Annotated in this window: 13 protein-coding genes and 1 other RNA gene; 10 read left to right on the top strand and 4 right to left on the bottom strand. The window is 41.6% G+C overall.

Annotated features, from left to right (window positions below):
- Positions 1 to 54 precede the first annotated feature (54 nt).
- Together ACTQ9S_RS06025 and ACTQ9S_RS06020 are read right to left on the bottom strand one after the other, a co-directional pair.
- Entirely contained in the window at positions 55 to 900 is an 846-nt protein-coding gene (locus ACTQ9S_RS06025) for a UDP-2,3-diacylglucosamine diphosphatase (protein ID WP_440454374.1), read from the bottom strand.
- 101 nt (positions 901 to 1,001) lie between these two features.
- Positions 1,002 to 1,517, bottom strand: a complete 516-nt coding sequence (locus ACTQ9S_RS06020; protein ID WP_068326350.1) for a peptidylprolyl isomerase — start codon at positions 1,515 to 1,517, stop codon at positions 1,002 to 1,004.
- 263 nt (positions 1,518 to 1,780) lie between these two features.
- Here ACTQ9S_RS06020 and ACTQ9S_RS06015 point away from each other — a divergent pair, with 263 nt between their 5' ends.
- The 7 genes from ACTQ9S_RS06015 (at position 1,781) to ACTQ9S_RS05985 (ending at position 9,990) form a co-directional block, all read left to right on the top strand.
- Positions 1,781 to 3,520, top strand: coding sequence for a glutamine--tRNA ligase/YqeY domain fusion protein (locus ACTQ9S_RS06015; protein WP_440454372.1), 1,740 nt, complete (start codon positions 1,781 to 1,783; stop codon positions 3,518 to 3,520).
- 214 nt (positions 3,521 to 3,734) lie between these two features.
- The gene (locus tag ACTQ9S_RS06010) at positions 3,735 to 4,748 is read left to right on the top strand and encodes a patatin-like phospholipase family protein (RefSeq protein WP_440454370.1); all 1,014 of its coding nucleotides are present in this window, start codon (positions 3,735 to 3,737) and stop codon (positions 4,746 to 4,748) included.
- A 145-nt stretch (positions 4,749 to 4,893) separates the two neighbouring features.
- Positions 4,894 to 5,646 carry a phospholipase D family protein gene (locus ACTQ9S_RS06005; protein ID WP_068034832.1) on the top strand — a complete coding sequence of 251 codons (753 nt, stop codon included), beginning with the start codon at positions 4,894 to 4,896 and terminating at the stop codon, positions 5,644 to 5,646.
- 42 nt (positions 5,647 to 5,688) lie between these two features.
- A complete protein-coding gene (locus tag ACTQ9S_RS06000) occupies positions 5,689 to 6,939 on the top strand; it encodes a TerD family protein (protein ID WP_440454368.1) in 1,251 nt (416 codons plus the stop codon).
- Positions 6,940 to 7,148: 209 nt separating this feature from the next.
- Positions 7,149 to 7,787, top strand: a complete 639-nt coding sequence (locus tag ACTQ9S_RS05995) for a peroxiredoxin (RefSeq protein ID WP_068326362.1) — start codon at positions 7,149 to 7,151, stop codon at positions 7,785 to 7,787.
- Between the two features lie 231 nt (positions 7,788 to 8,018).
- Complete coding sequence (locus ACTQ9S_RS05990) at positions 8,019 to 8,681, top strand: glutathione S-transferase family protein (RefSeq protein ID WP_068039011.1); 663 nt, start codon at positions 8,019 to 8,021, stop codon at positions 8,679 to 8,681.
- A 439-nt stretch (positions 8,682 to 9,120) separates the two neighbouring features.
- Entirely contained in the window at positions 9,121 to 9,990 is an 870-nt protein-coding gene (locus ACTQ9S_RS05985) for an META domain-containing protein (protein ID WP_440454366.1), read from the top strand.
- Between the two features lie 79 nt (positions 9,991 to 10,069).
- On the opposite strand, the gene ruvC is transcribed toward ACTQ9S_RS05985, so the two are convergent.
- The gene (ruvC, locus tag ACTQ9S_RS05980) at positions 10,070 to 10,654 is read right to left on the bottom strand and encodes a crossover junction endodeoxyribonuclease RuvC (protein WP_068034835.1); all 585 of its coding nucleotides are present in this window, start codon (positions 10,652 to 10,654) and stop codon (positions 10,070 to 10,072) included.
- Positions 10,655 to 10,806: 152 nt separating this feature from the next.
- On the opposite strand from ruvC, the gene ACTQ9S_RS05975 reads away from it, so the two are divergent.
- The gene (locus ACTQ9S_RS05975; protein WP_440454364.1) at positions 10,807 to 11,430 is read left to right on the top strand and encodes an FxsA family protein; all 624 of its coding nucleotides are present in this window, start codon (positions 10,807 to 10,809) and stop codon (positions 11,428 to 11,430) included.
- A gap of 77 nt (positions 11,431 to 11,507) precedes the next feature.
- Here the strand turns inward: ACTQ9S_RS05975 and ssrS are convergent.
- Positions 11,508 to 11,703, bottom strand: a non-coding RNA gene (gene ssrS, locus ACTQ9S_RS05970) — 6S RNA.
- 235 nt (positions 11,704 to 11,938) lie between these two features.
- Here ssrS and gpmI point away from each other — a divergent pair.
- Together gpmI and ACTQ9S_RS05960 are read left to right on the top strand one after the other, a co-directional pair.
- Positions 11,939 to 13,597, top strand: coding sequence for a 2,3-bisphosphoglycerate-independent phosphoglycerate mutase (gpmI, locus tag ACTQ9S_RS05965; protein WP_440454362.1), 1,659 nt, complete (start codon positions 11,939 to 11,941; stop codon positions 13,595 to 13,597).
- 231 nt (positions 13,598 to 13,828) lie between these two features.
- Entirely contained in the window at positions 13,829 to 15,331 is a 1,503-nt protein-coding gene (locus ACTQ9S_RS05960; protein WP_440454360.1) for a S41 family peptidase, read from the top strand.
- Positions 15,332 to 15,334 lie beyond the last annotated feature (3 nt).

The following is a 15,334-nucleotide window of genomic DNA, read 5'->3' as shown; positions in this document are numbered from 1 at the left end:
GTTATTTTAACAGACACTTTTTTTTATCGTAAATAAGAGACATTCACATAAATATCATGAAATTAGTAATTTAAATTCAAACAATCCAAATTCAGCTTTATTATTATCAGAATTCTCATCTGCTGTTACTGCGCCAATCACCGCGCTGACTTTTGGCTGGCGCGTATCTTCATCTAACAACCGCCAATCACCAAGTACGTAGCGTTTTTTATTACTCGTGGCTTGATGAATATCTGGACGATGAGTATGCCCATGTAGCAACGCATCACTACCAGCCACGGCTTGTATCACTGCATCTTCATTGACATCCATGATGTAGGCAGCTTTATTGGCATTATTCTGTTGGCTTTTTTGGCGCATTTTATCTGCGATAGCCAAGCGTTTTTCTAATGATTTATTCAGCAAGTACCACTGGGTTAACCGATTGCGCATGATTTTGCGAAAAAACTGATATTTCTTATCATCAACGCATAACGCATCGCCGTGTTCTAAGCGATAATTCAGCTGTCCAACAGTTAAGGTATATGGCTCATAGATAAGCTCACCACCGAATAAATTACAAAATGGCTGATCTAATAAGAAATCACGATTGCCATGCATAATCAAAATCTCACAACCAGCTACCCGTAGTTTTTTTAATTTAACGATAAGCGGGGTGAGCCAATGGGTTTTGCACTCATCTTCTGATAACGATAAGTAAACGTCATCACCTAGCCATACTTCAAACCAATCGCCTAGGATAAATAAGCACTTTAGCGCGGGCAGGGCAAGACAATCATCAAGCAGCGCCAAAAAAGCCTGCACTAAGGCAGGCTCTTCAGGCGATAAATGCAAATCGCTAATCAATACTTGCCGCACCTCATGAGGGCGGGTGGTAATTAGATGGTTAAAACTTTGCATTTATCCTTATCCTCGTGACTTATAGAAATGCTCTCTTAAAGTGCTCTCTTAATAAGTGCTTACTGAGTAATATATATCAAATAACTATTATCTACTAAACACTACTGAGTAACGATAGTCGCTGAGTTGATAACCACTGGCTCTTTTGGCACATCAGCATGCATGCCGAAACGACCAGTTGGTACGCCGCGCATCTTTTCAATCACGTCCATACCGCTGGTTACTTTACCAAATACCGTGTAACCCCAACCTTGCATGTTTTTGCCAGAGTGGTTTAGAAAGTCGTTATCTTTTACGTTGACGAAAAACTGGCTGGTTGCTGAATGCGGATCTTGCGTACGCGCCATCGCGATGGTGCCTTTATCGTTCTTTAAACCATTATCTGCTTCGTTTTCAACGGGTGCATTGGTCGCTTTTTCATTCATCTCAGCGTCCATTCCACCGCCTTGAATCATAAAGCCGTCAATGATGCGATGGAAAATCGTGCCGTCATAATGACCAGATTTTACATAGTTTAAAAAGTTTTCTACCGTTTTAGGTGCTTTTTCTTCATTGAGTTCGATAACGATCGCACCCATACTGGTGTCAAGTTCTACTACTGGTGGCATGTCTACCATGTGATATTCCTTTTTGATTGCAGCGCCTTAATTAGCACTGTCGTGAGTGATTGATAAAAAGTCATGGCTAGTCTAACGGCTTTTTTATCTCGTGTCATGTATCAGGCTGTTAATGCGTTTATGAAACCTGATAGAATAACGCAACTTTAACTTTTTATTATAATTTTTGATAACCTATTTTTTTTAATGGTTTGGTTTGAATTTTCCATGATGCGTGATGGCACGTAGCATGAAATGACAATTTGCGTTAGGAGCAATGCCCGATGAGTGAGCACTCAAGCAACAATGCACAAAAAGACGAACAAAAAAACGATTTTATTCGTAATATCATTCGTGATGATGTCAATGCGCAAAAATACCCACAAATTGTGACACGCTTTCCGCCTGAGCCAAATGGTTACTTGCATCTTGGTCATGTCAAATCCATTTGCCTAAACTTTGGCGTGGCCAAAGAGTTTGGCGGTGTGTGTAACTTGCGTTTTGATGACACCAACCCAACCGCAGAAAAGCAAGATTTCATTGATAACATCGAGAACGATGTCAGATGGCTTGGATTTGAGTGGGCAGGGGACGCGCACCATGCGTCAGGTTACTTCGACCAATTACATGCGTGGGCCGTGCAGTTGATTGAGCAGGGTGATGCCTATGTAGACTTGCAGTCGCCTGAGCAGATTAAAGAAAACCGTGGCTCATTTAATGAGGCTGGCACGCCATCACCACATCGTGATGCCAGTGTTGAAGAAAACTTAACGCTCTTTAATGATATGAAAGAGGGCAAGTTTGCTGAGGGTAAAGCGGTTTTGCGTGCCAAGATTGATATGGCAAGCCCAAATATGAATATGCGCGACCCTGTTATTTACCGCGTCATGCATCAAGCGCATCATCAAACGGGTGATAAATGGTGTATCTATCCCATGTATGATTTTGCCCATCCGCTTTCTGATGCACTCGAAGGTATTACTCATTCATTATGTACGCTGGAGTTTGAAGATCACCGTCCATTTTATGATTGGGCGGTTGAAAAAGTCGGTTTTGATGTACCGCCACATCAGTACGAGTTCAGCCGCTTGAATGTTGACCATACGTTGACCAGTAAGCGTAAACTCAAGCAATTGGTCGATGAAGGTATTGTCAGTGGTTGGGATGATCCGCGTATGCCGACTATCGCTGGCATGCGTCGTCGTGGTTATACGCCAGAGGGCTTACGTGACTTCTGTGAACGTGTTGGCGTGACTAAAGTGGACAGTGTTGTTGATTTTCGTTTATTAGAATTTAGCATTCGTCAATCATTGGAAACCACCACTGCACGTGGTATGGCAGTGCTAAAGCCATTAAAAGTGACCATTACTAACTTTGCGGAAGCAGTTAGGAGTTGGGAAGCGCAAAAAGCTGATAGTGTCAATGCGCGCTTTGACGATGCCACGCAAACTTTATGGCTAACTCAACCGAACCATCCTAACGTCGATATGGGTGAGCGTGAAATTCCGTTTACTGAAACTTTGTATATCGATCAAGGCGATTACGAGATTGAGCCGCCAGCAGGCTATAAGCGCTTATCACCAGAAAAGCCAGAAATTCGTCTGCGCAATACCTATGTATTGGCAGTGACTGAGCATATTACTGATGATAGTGGCAACGTCGTTGAGCTAAAAGCAAAGATTGATCCGGCAACGCTAGGCAACAACCCTGAAGGTCGTAAGGTTAAGGGTGTGATTCATTGGGTATCGGCCAGCCAAGGCGTTCCAGCAACGGTACGCATGTATGAGCAGTTATTTAGTGTCGAAGACCCAAGTAGCGTCGCTGATGTACATCAAGTATTGAATCCGGACTCGTTGACTGAACTTAATGCGGTAGTTGAGCCATCATTGGCTAATGCTGAAGCTGGTACGCGTTTCCAGTTTGAGCGTGAAGGTTACTTTATCGCGGATAGCGAAGAACATACTAGTGATAAGCCTATATTTAATCAAATCGTCAGCTTACGTGATAGTTATAAACCGGCTTAGTTACTGTCTGCCAAACTCTTGAAGATGCAATGCTCAGATTAGAGTTACCAGCTAATATTGAGCAATTGCATCGCGCTGATACTTTATCAGTATCGAATTTAGGCGGGCTGCTATTGGCTGCTGAACGCGCAACAAATAATTATTAGCTGGCTTTATCTATCAGAAAACCAGACAGGCAAGCTCAACGATACATCTAAGGGAGTGTAAAGAGATTATGGTTAAAAAATCGATCAATCTAGCACTGCAAGGTGGCGGTTCTCATGGCGCCTTTACCTGGGGCGTACTGGACTACTTCATGGAAGATGGTCGAGTCAGTGTAGAAGGTATTACTGGGACGAGTGCTGGTGCTATGAATGCAGCAGTATTAGCACAAGGCTATATGGATGGTGGCGCAGATGGTGCACGTGAGGCGCTTGAGCAGTTTTGGCGCCAAGTGGCATACATGGGCAGAATGAGCCCTATTAAGCGCAGCCCTTTGAGTATTCTGACAGGTAGATGGGATGTGGATGACTCACCGGCTTACCTAATGCTTGATCTATTTAGTCGAGTTGCTTCGCCTTATGACACCAACCCGCTGAATATTAACCCATTACGTGATTTGGTTGAGTCTACTATTGACTTTGAAAAGGTCAGAGCATGTAATGAGTTAAAACTGTTTGTTGCGGCAACCAACGTGCATACGGGCAAAATAAAAGTATTCAACCGTGAAGAGCTAACCGCAGACATGATCTTAGCTTCGGCATGTTTACCGTCTTATTTCCAAGCCGTTGAAATTGATGGCGTACCCTATTGGGACGGTGGTTATGTTGGCAACCCACCTCTGTATCCCTTGTTTCGCACCACTAAGTCTAAGGATATTGCCATCGTTCAAATTAACCCAGTTGAACGCAATGAAACCCCGAAAAGTGCCATAGAAATACAGAATCGCATTAATGAGATTTCGTTCAATTCATCTTTGCTAAGAGAGTTGCGAGCTATCGAGTTTGTGACCCGTCAGTTACGTGAGAACAATCTGGATAGAGAACGTTATTCTGAAGTATTCGTGCACCGTATTGAAGCCACTGAGCAAATCAATCCATTGTCAGCGTCTAGTAAAATAAATTCCGAATGGGCATTTTTAACCCACCTGCGCGATATCGGTCGTGAGTCTGCCAAGGCTTTCCTTGATAAGCACTATGCAACTCTAGGTAAAGATTCTACTCTGGATTTGCGTAATGAATTTTTATAAACGAATGATGTATAAGCTATAGCTCTAATATTATAGATTAAACTCAACAATAGTAGTTTGCAATTGTGCCCGTTTCTAGTACGCTAGAGATGGGCTTTTTTATGAATAAATATGAATTTTAATAGTAGATGTTGAGGGCATTAGAATGGCAAAGTTTTTAAACAGTAGTGGTACAACCTATCATTTAGAAGAATTGATTAAAAATGCTTCTGATAGATTGATTATTATTAGCCCGTATTTAAAGCTTAATGAGCGTATTAAAGAGCTACTAGAGGACCGTAACCGTCTCAAAATCGATATTAGAATTGTTTATGGCAAAAATGACTTACACCCTGAAGAGATAAATTGGCTCAAAAATCTAACCTTTATTCGTACCAGCTTTTGTAAAAACTTACATGCTAAGTGCTATCTCAATGAAAACGAATGCATTATTACCAGTTTGAACCTTTATGAGTTTAGCCAAGTAAATAATAATGAAATGGGGGTACTGATTTACCGTAACGAAGACACTAAGCTCTATGCCGATACTTATGAGGAAGCCCAACGCATCATTCGTATCAGTGATGAAGTGCGGATGTCACTTGAAAAGGTGACCGAATCGGATGGTGGGGTTGATAGTACAGCCACTACTAATAATACAACGGTTGGCACTAATGCAACTGCAAAATCCATTACGGAATCAGCGCAGCCTACTTACTCTAAGCTGACGACTGCGAAACTTGCTAAAGAGCTAGGTTTTAAGACTCAAGAATTAAATGATAAGTTGCTGGCAGTTGGGTATTTACAAGAACAAGAAGGTGAATTGGTATTAACAGACACTGGGCGTGCCGCTGGCGGTACAAGCAAGCGCGGTAAGTTTGGCGAGTTTTGCTTGTGGGATTCAGGAATGGTTGTTTAACCATTCCTGAATTGATACTAAATTATCATTAGGACAATAATAATGCTCAATCTAATTATGGGTCAAAAAGCCAAGTTCACTGAGGTTGGTGTTATGCAGCAGTTTACATTGATTGCAGAGCTAACAGCAGGCGCTACCGTTATTGATGTGGCTTGCTTTGGTTTGAGTGGGCAGCAGAAGTTAATAAATGATGATTATATGACCTTTTATAACCAGCCAAGAACGCCTTGTGGCGCTATCAGTTGGCAGTCAACAGCGACTCAACAGCGCTTCGATATTGATCTCAGTAAACTACCAGATTCCGTAGATTATTTGGTATTGACGGCAACAATCGATGGTCAAGCGACCATGCGTGAGCTTGGTGCTAGTAGCGTGACGTTAGAGCAAGCAGGGCAGATATTAGCAACTTATCAATTTGACGGTAGTGCATTTGATAGTGAGCGCGCCATGATGTTGTTTCAAGTCTATCGTAAAAATAATATTTGGCGTATTAACGCCATTGGACAAGGTTTTAACGGTGGTTTAGATGCATTGGTGACCCATTTCGGTGGGGATGTCGCAGATGAGCCTACTGATCAATTATCTACTATAAATACTACCTCTGCCGCACCGTTGGTTAATGCGACAAAAACAGAGCAGCCAACGGCTGTTAGTCTGAAAAAGGTCATCTTAGACAAACCTGGTAGTGAACATCGAATTAACCTCACGAAAGGCAGTCATGACTATCTAACAGTAGAAGCCATATGGATAGACAATGGTGATGCTAGTGCCGATAACGATGATTTAGATTTGCGTGTTGGAATATTGGCTCAGAGCAGTAAAGACATGAGCTATGTCCATGCTCCCAAGCAAATAGGCAACTTAAATAGCATGCCTTATGTGCATCATCAAGGTGATGTACAAGTCGCTAGTGCTAATGAGCCTGGAAAAGAGACGGTGTTGGTCAATCCTGCTATTGCTGAATATTATGGTGGTAAAGTTGCCTTGGTCTTTTCAGTATATTCTGCAGTTTCGAATGGTGTGGTGTCCATTGCTTCTTTACAGCCAAAAATGCGTATGCAGTATCAGGACCAAATTGTAGAATGTACCTTTAATATAAAGGCCTCACCCAAAGCCAAAAGTCGTTTTGTTTATACTTATGTGATTGGTATTGCCATTATTGATGAACAAGGTATTACCTTGCGGCACTCAGGCGAGACGAGCAAGCGCATGAGTGAGGCGACCCCTAAACTCACATGGAAAGCCGATACCGTTCAATTGAAAATGGATGGTGCCGCTATGTTTAAATCTTAACAACCATTAAGCTCTCTACTTAGTGATAAATGGAATAATCGAATTACAATCCGTCACAAGACATTCGTAACCAGTTTGTTAATATAAAATAGGATTCTTACTGACGTTAGCCGAGTTATTAGTTAATAGCCGAGCGCGTCAATGATAATAACAGAGCGCAAGGATACTTTTTAGTGTTAGCGCTCATCAATATAAACAAGGAATTAGGTATGGCACATTTACGTCTAGGTGATACTGCACCAAACTTTGACGCGAGCACCACAGAAGGCGATATAAATTTCCACGAGTGGGCAGGGGATAGCTGGGTTGTTTTCTTCTCACATCCTGCAGACTATACTCCAGTATGTACGACTGAGCTTGGACGCACCGCAGCATTAGGTGGTGAGTTCCAAAAACGTAATGTCAAACCTATCGCATTGTCGGTTGATGGCTTAGAAGATCATAAAGGTTGGGTGAGTGATATCGAAGAAACCCAAGGCACTGCTGTCAACTTCCCTATCATTGCTGATCCTGATCGCAAAGTCGCGAATCTTTACGACATGATTCATCCAAATGCTGATAATACGGCAACGGTCAGAAGTGTGTTTATTATCGATCCTAACAAAAAAGTACGCTTAACGCTTACTTATCCTGCCAGCTGTGGACGTAACTTTGATGAGATTGTTCGTGTTATTGATGCGATGCAATTGTCTGATGAGTATAACGTTGCAACACCTGTTGACTGGCAAGAAGGCGACGACGTTATCATTCCGCCAAGCGTGAAAAACGAAGATATTGCTGCTAATTATCCTAAAGGTCATACCGAAATTAAGCCTTATTTGCGTACGACACCTGCGCCTAATAAATAAATAGCATGTTTATAGATAAGTAAGATTAATTAAAGCCTCATAACTTAAAGTTATGGGGCTTTTTATTATTCTTTTGACAAGCACTAATAAGGCTTTGCTATGATGACTGGAGTAGGCTATAACTATTGTACAGATTATCGATAAAAATGATCTGTATACATGAATGTAACAACCACAATAAAGCGTATCAGCGCTGAGACGCTGCTTGATTATCCTTACAGGGAGTTTGCCATGAAAAAATTATATGTAACCCGTACTGCCCCTAACCCGCGTAAAGCCCTTATTTTGTTAGCATCGAAAGGTATTGATGTTGATGATATGGACGATATCGATGTAATAGATATCGACTTTGCCGCTAATGAACAGATGTCAGATGCTTTTACCCAAATGAACCCGATGCAAACAGTACCGGTATTAACGTTGGATGATGGTACGGTACTCAATGACTCACAAGCAGTGTGTGAGTATCTAGATCGAGTATATGGTGAGCGCTCAGTAATGGGTAACGATGTGGTACAACGTGCGCAAGTCTGTTCTATGCGCCGTATTGCTGAATTTGAAGTACTGTACAACTTAATGTTGGCATTTCAGCACAGTCATCCCTTAAAGGCTCAGCGTGTTGAGCAAGTACCAGAATTTGTAGCGCCTTCTATCGCGCGTGCGGTTAAAGCGTTACCTTATTTTGAAAAAGCGTTGGAAGGCCATGACTATTTAGTAGGCGATCAACTTAGCTTTGCTGATATCGTATTATACTTGGGGTTAGATTTTGGCAAAATACTCAAGGTTAATCCTAATGAGCAAGGAGAAAACCTAGCGCGTTTTTATCAGATGATGAATGAGCGTTTTAGTATCAAAAAAATTGCTAAGGCAAAATCTACACAAGCTAGCGATTAGATAAAGGTTTTTTACAGGTATTGAACTCATCCGATATTTAGTGAGGGACAGTTGAGAAATCAGCTGTCCATTATTTTTTTGAAAATATGAAGTATTAACAAACTACTGTCTAGCGGACTTCAAAGGTTTCATGCAATAAAACTAAACATTTTATTACATAAGACAATATGGTCAAGTCTATAGTAGTTATACTAATTTTATATTCGCCATACCGACTTGAATACTAGAAATACTCACGATTTAAGACAGAAAAACTTAATTAAAGGAATGTTTATTGCAAGACTACTTTGATAAAGCAGAGCTAGTATTTTGAATGGTCGTAAATAGGCTGTCTATAAGTTAGATTGAGCAACCGAAACGCTATATTTATAGTGCAATCTCGTTAAAAAAATACATTGAAGAAAGAAATTTTAGGTGAGTGCCCTAAGAGAGATGCAACATGGTAAGTGCAAATTTAAAACCAACTCTAAAAACATTATTATTGCCAAGCCTACTAATAGCTAGTTTGGCTTTAGTGGCATGTAATAATGCTTCAACTAGTAATGAGCCTAATGCAGAGGGTACGACTATCAATACTACTGCCCAATCGTCATCTGCCCCTGAAATTTTGAGCGCCGAAGACAAGTTGATTGCTAATCTTGCCCGCTATCGTTGGACATTGGTAACTGCAACCGATGAAAGTAACCAACCAGTAACGTCGTTAATGGACATAAATGAGCAAGTTGTTCTGAGCTTCAGCAAGTATCAAGGTCAGAATAGTATTAGCTATAGTGTTGGTTGTAATACAATAAATGCTGCTTATCAACTGCAAGATAACATGTTGATGACCGAAGATGGTATGAGTACCAAAATGCTATGTGATGATTTAAATATAGCTGAAAATGAACTAAATGAGTTTATGCAGGGAGAGAGTCAAATAAACTTGGCAGATGGTACACCGCCGACCCTTACTCAGGTTGCTAGCAATAATACAACTTTGGTTTGGAGAGGTAAAATGACGGCGCAGGCAAAATATAATAGCAAAGGTGAAACTATATTTTGGGCAGTGAGTGCAAAAACTACACCTTGTGCTGATGATAGTACACAAGCTTGTTTACAAATAAAACCCATCACTTACGATGATCAAGGTATAAAGACTAACGAGGGTGAATGGACGGATTTCATGGGTAGTATTGATGGTTATGAACATGATGGTAAGCATAATGAAATACTACGTTTACAGCGTCATAAGCTCAAGGCTGACGACGCTTCAAATGCAGAATACGCTTATGTACTAGATATGGTTATCAAAAGTTCAGTTGTTAACTAAATAGCAGTGTGCTAAAAGAGAAACACTTCAATAAAAAAACACGCGCCATTTGGACACGTGTTTTTTATGGTCATGTATTTTAACGTAAATTGCCTAAATCTTCTTCCGTTAGGCGCCAACGGCCTTTTTTCTTAGAACCGCCGCGTCCACGCATCGAGCTGTTGAGTAGTAGTTTATTCATAGAGTGACTTGAATGCGCATGACAGATAGCGCAGGCAAGCCCATCAGCAGCATCTTGTTGTGGTACCACATCTAAAGACAATATACGGCAGACCATCTCTTGCACTTGCTCTTTGGCAGCAGCACCATAACCACATACGGCTTGTTTGATCTGACGGGCCGTATATTCTGACACTTCTAAGTCTAATGCTACCATTGCTGCAATGGCAGCACCTCGTGCTTGCCCAAGTTTGAGCGCAGAATCAGGGTTTTCTGCCATAAATACTTGCTCAATAGCAGTATAAATCGGCTCATCAGCATACTTCAGATGATGCTGAGTGATGCGAGTTAAGCCGTTGAAAATACGTTTAAGGCGTTCAGGCATCTCTTTGGTGTCAGTACGAATGGTGCCTGCATCAATATAGGTTAACTTATCGCCTGTTTGTTGAACGATGCCATAACCCGTCATACGTGAGCCAGGATCAATTCCTATAATAATTGCCATAGTATTCCGTTTTACTTTCATTTTATTTTATGGCTTAAAAATCAGCCTTAAGTTTGATAGTATAGCAATCAATCCCCATATACATCATATGTTAGCCATTTTAATTTCATGGCGCTCAATTTTTTAGTTTTTATTTGATAGGACGACGCCTTATGGGTCAGATAGTTGGTATTGCCATCGTTTGGTTTATTATCGAGATGCTCTTGTGGTATTTGCTTGCTCAATTTATGAGTGGCTGGGTGGTATTTATGTGGTTCATTATTGCCGCTGTCATTGGTATCTCTCTGATTCGTAAGGGTATGGTTGCCCTTAATCCAATGGCGCAGCAAATGAAAGCTGGGGGTATGATGAACCCCGCGATGCGTCCGCAAGAATCTACTATGCTAAAGAGTGTTGCTATGGCAGCAGCTGGTATTTTGCTATTGATTCCAGGAGTTATTAGCGATCTATTGGCATTGCTTGTGGTGTTGCCACCAGTACAAAAGAAGCTTAAAGATATGGCTAATAACTATGTTATGAACAATCAGCAAAAAATGATGGAGATGATGGCCAAACAGATGGGTGGGCAAATGGGCGGGGGTCAAAATCCGTTTGGTAGTATGGGTGGTCAAAACCCGTTTGGCGGTGCAGGAGGCATGAATGGGCAAAACCCATTCGGGCAACAACAGCAGAATTCGTTCGGTGACACCTTTAAACAACATACCACTGTCGATGGTACTGCAAAAACCATTCCGAAAGATGTGAAGAAAATCACCAAATCTGCCAATGATGAATAATAGATTGTTTTATAGTCAAACATAAAAAAGCCCCTTTCGTCGATGACAAAAGGGGCTTTTAATGGTCGTAACCGAATATAACAACCAGAGTGCCGCCGTAAAATGGTGACCCATGAACCGTGAAGTTCAGGGCGGATGCGTCATTACCTCGGCAGGTTTCCTGATACACCGCAAGCGGTGCAGGCATACACAATGAAGCAATAGATAGCACATCCAGGTAAAGCATTATCGGCTCAGGGAATAAACATCTACTAGCCAACACTCTAGAATAATTTTATCTTAACTAATGGAATACCTGATTGCAAGTCTGATTTACAGATTAATACTTTGCATCAATAATTGTTTTACTTATTAAGGGTGCCATATTGGAAAAAATGGCTTAGAAATTGTGTAAATTAGTTAAAAAATGTCGAGTTTTCAGCTATTTTGAGATATGTGTTAATATAGAGTGCTTTCAACACCCTAATACAAAATTATAGGCGTTCATTCACTTGAGGAGCGGTAATATATGACCAGTAACCAGCAGCCATTAGAATCTATTGATGACAATCAGGCGCAGCTTAATAGTAAGCAAGGCAGCGTGCAAAATAAAAAAACACCGCACGTTTTGATGATATTGGATGGCTTTGGGCATCGTGAAGATGAGAAAGATAATGCTATTGCTGCCGCAAACATGCCAAACCTTGATAAGATTTATCAGCAGTATCCGCATGGGTTGATATCGGCTTCGGGAGAAGACGTTGGGTTGCCAGACGGTCAATTCGGCAATTCAGAAGTAGGGCATATGAACCTAGGTGCTGGTCGTGTCCTTTACCAAGATTCAACTCGGATCTCAAATGAGCTTGCCAACCGCGAATTTTATAAAAATGAAGCGTTAGTTGACGCTGTAAAAGCTGCAAACGAGCTTGGCGGTAATGTACACATTATGGGATTGTTATCTGATGGTGGCGTGCATTCAAATCAAGACCATATCGAAGCGATGTGCCACTCTGCACTGGTTCATGGGGCCAAAAATGTCTTTGTCCATTGTTTTTTAGATGGTCGTGACACACCGCCTAAATCTGCTGACAAATATATCAATCGTCTACGCGATCATATTAATAAACTGAATGCTCACTATGAGGGTGGCCGAGTACAAATTGCTAGTATCATCGGGCGCTATTATGCGATGGATCGTGATAATCGTTGGGATCGTGTCCAAAAAGCCTATGAGCTAATCACTGAGGGTAAGGCTGATCGTCTAGCAACGCGTGCAGATGGCGCAGTGCAGGCAGCTTATAAAGCACGTGAGACCGATGAGTTTATCAGCCCGACGACTGTAATTGGACGTGATGAGGTGCCATATACGGTCGAAGATAATGATGCGCTAATCTTTATGAATTTCCGTGCTGACCGTGCTCGCGAGCTTGCGCAAGCATTTGTACTACCAGATCATGAGTTCTCGGGTTTTGCTCGTCATAAGCAACCAAAACTTGCTGCTTTTGTGATGTTGACTAAATATTCAGATATCTTGGCAGATAATGCTAAAACCAGTATTGCTTATTATCCGACGTCATTGACCAATACATTAGGCGAGTATTTGCAGGATCAAGGCAAAACTCAGCTACGTATCGCCGAGACTGAAAAATATGCACATGTTACTTTCTTTTTTAGTGGTGGCCGTGAAGCAGAATACGAAGGTGAAGAACGTATTTTAGTGCCATCGCCAGATGTAGCCACTTATGACTTGCAGCCTGAAATGAGCGCTCCTGAGGTGACTGATAAGCTGGTAGCTGCTATTGAGTCAGGCAAATACGATGTGCTCGTAGTAAATTATGCTAATGGTGACATGGTCGGCCATACTGGTATTTTTGATGCTGCTGTGCAAGCTGTAGAAGCACTCGATGTATGCGTTGGTCGGATTGAATCAGCGGTACGTGCAGCTGGTGGTGATATGCTAATCACTGCAGATCATGGTAACTGCGAGCAGATGCAAGACTACGAAAGCGGACAGGTACATACTCAACATACTACAGAACATGTGCCTCTAATTTATGTTGGTGAGCAAAACGTACGAGTACGTAATGGCGGTAAACTTAGTGATGTAGCACCTACCATCTTGGCATTGATGGATATTGAGCTACCAGCTGAGATGACAGGTAAAAGTTTGTTGATTCCCACATTATAGTTTCAAACAGTCACTATAGGTTCAATGATTAGGTTCGATAATTTTTATTAGCTGGCAAAAAGGGAGAGATAGCGCATATCTGTCCCTTTTTATTTGCAATAATATCCTATTTTTCAGTAGAGTCTTAATGCTATCTTATAGTCATCTAGCTCGTTTATATCAGTTAACTATTTTGTAATCAAACGACAATAATAAAGTTGTATGTGCTTTTTATTTTATGTGAGTCCTCTTATGCTTTTATCAGCCTCAAAACTATCGGTCGAACCAGTTAAATTAGGATGGACACAACGTGCGATCTTTAAGCCTGTGCTTAAGATTGGCTTGCTTGGGCTACTAGGGATAAGCAGTATCAATCTACACGCACAAGCAGCTAATGTGGAGCCTGCTGGTAAAGGTGCGACCAATGGTAATAGCCCTACAGCAGGCTTGCAACTTATTAGCTTAAATGTTGATGATGACCTGATGGATAGTGAAGCATCAGAATCGGGAATGCTGAGCGTCGCAGATGAAACAGATAGCTGGACAGATGATGATATAGATGCGTTAGGAGATAACGCCGTAGCAGATTTAGCGGATGATAACTTGACTGATATACCAGCCGAAGTCGCGCAAGTATCGTTAAATGCAATCTCTCCTGAAACCTTAAAAACTTTTGTCGCAGTAGTAGACTTAGTGCGCCGTCAATATGTTGATCCTGTCAATGATGAAGAGTTATTTGACAATGCGATGAGTGGTATGTTGACCAAGCTTGATAGTCATGCTGAGTTTTTGGATGCTGAAGCGTACGAGAACCTACGCGCATTTACCGAAGGCGATGTAGGAAATGTCGGTTTAAAGGCAGAGTATCAACCGGCCGAAGGGTATTGGGTTGTAACTGATATTGTAGATGAGTCGCCTGCCGATAAAAAAGGAATTACCGTTGGTGATTATATCCATCAAATCGGCCAGTTTAAAATTGATGGTGATAGACAGTCTAATGATGTTGAACAGCTGCTTAACGGCATTGCAGGTACGCAAGTCGATGTCACAGTTTCTAAAGCTGGCCGGCGCAAGCGTGTCATCACATTACAACGTAATAATACTCATCTGCAAACCATCGAGACGCGGCTTGTTGATGGAATTGCTGTTATTAAATTACCGGCTTTTCAAAACAATACACGTGAACGAATCCTGCAAAGCTTAACCAATCTTGATGCGCCTGTTACTGGAATACTGCTTGATTTACGTGATAATCCAGGTGGTGTATTAATCTCAGCGGTCAAAGTAGCCAGTTTGTTTATGAGTGATACTGATGTAGTACAGGTAAAGAGTAGACAAAGTAAGTTGCGTACCTTGTCCACGCAAGAGGCTGCACTACTTAAGCCTTTACCAGTAGTCATCTTGCAAAACCGCTATTCTGCTTCGGCAGCAGAAGTGTTGGCAAGCAGTCTACAGACACAGCAACGCGCAACCATCGTCGGCGAAGTAAGCTATGGCAAAGGTTCAGTACAATCGGTTATACCACTCAATAATGAGCAAGCAGTCAAGTTAACGGTAGCTCACTACTTGACAGCAACAGGAAAGAAGATTGATAAGATAGGCGTGCAGCCTGATGTGGCTTTATCTGGTAATGAGCGTACGTGGGAGCAGCAAGCACTTGATGTGTTGCGACAGCAAGTACGCTCTTCAGGGCTTCGCTTTGTAAAAAAAGATAATGTTGATATTGTCGCTGATAACGATAAAGAAAGTATCTAAAAA

Origin of the sequence: Psychrobacter sp. ASPA161_9, from assembly GCF_051970275.1 — a bacterium.
Classification (GTDB): domain Bacteria; phylum Pseudomonadota; class Gammaproteobacteria; order Pseudomonadales; family Moraxellaceae; genus Psychrobacter.
This window is presented reverse-complemented; position numbering and strand designations above follow the sequence as displayed.

Bases quoted from the DNA above. Each gene is read 5' to 3' on its own strand.
- ACTQ9S_RS06025 (WP_440454374.1), bottom strand. From the start codon at position 900: ATGCAAAGTTTTAACCATCTAATTACCACCCGCCCTCATGAGGTGCGG.
- ACTQ9S_RS06020 (WP_068326350.1), bottom strand. From the start codon at position 1,517: ATGGTAGACATGCCACCAGTAGTAGAACTTGACACCAGTATGGGTGCG.
- ACTQ9S_RS06015 (WP_440454372.1), top strand. From the start codon at position 1,781: ATGAGTGAGCACTCAAGCAACAATGCACAAAAAGACGAACAAAAAAAC.
- ACTQ9S_RS06010 (WP_440454370.1), top strand. From the start codon at position 3,735: ATGGTTAAAAAATCGATCAATCTAGCACTGCAAGGTGGCGGTTCTCAT.
- ACTQ9S_RS06005 (WP_068034832.1), top strand. From the start codon at position 4,894: ATGGCAAAGTTTTTAAACAGTAGTGGTACAACCTATCATTTAGAAGAA.
- ACTQ9S_RS06000 (WP_440454368.1), top strand. From the start codon at position 5,689: ATGCTCAATCTAATTATGGGTCAAAAAGCCAAGTTCACTGAGGTTGGT.
- ACTQ9S_RS05995 (WP_068326362.1), top strand. From the start codon at position 7,149: ATGGCACATTTACGTCTAGGTGATACTGCACCAAACTTTGACGCGAGC.
- ACTQ9S_RS05990 (WP_068039011.1), top strand. From the start codon at position 8,019: ATGAAAAAATTATATGTAACCCGTACTGCCCCTAACCCGCGTAAAGCC.
- ACTQ9S_RS05985 (WP_440454366.1), top strand. From the start codon at position 9,121: ATGGTAAGTGCAAATTTAAAACCAACTCTAAAAACATTATTATTGCCA.
- ruvC (WP_068034835.1), bottom strand. From the start codon at position 10,654: ATGGCAATTATTATAGGAATTGATCCTGGCTCACGTATGACGGGTTAT.
- ACTQ9S_RS05975 (WP_440454364.1), top strand. From the start codon at position 10,807: ATGGGTCAGATAGTTGGTATTGCCATCGTTTGGTTTATTATCGAGATG.
- gpmI (WP_440454362.1), top strand. From the start codon at position 11,939: ATGACCAGTAACCAGCAGCCATTAGAATCTATTGATGACAATCAGGCG.
- ACTQ9S_RS05960 (WP_440454360.1), top strand. From the start codon at position 13,829: ATGCTTTTATCAGCCTCAAAACTATCGGTCGAACCAGTTAAATTAGGA.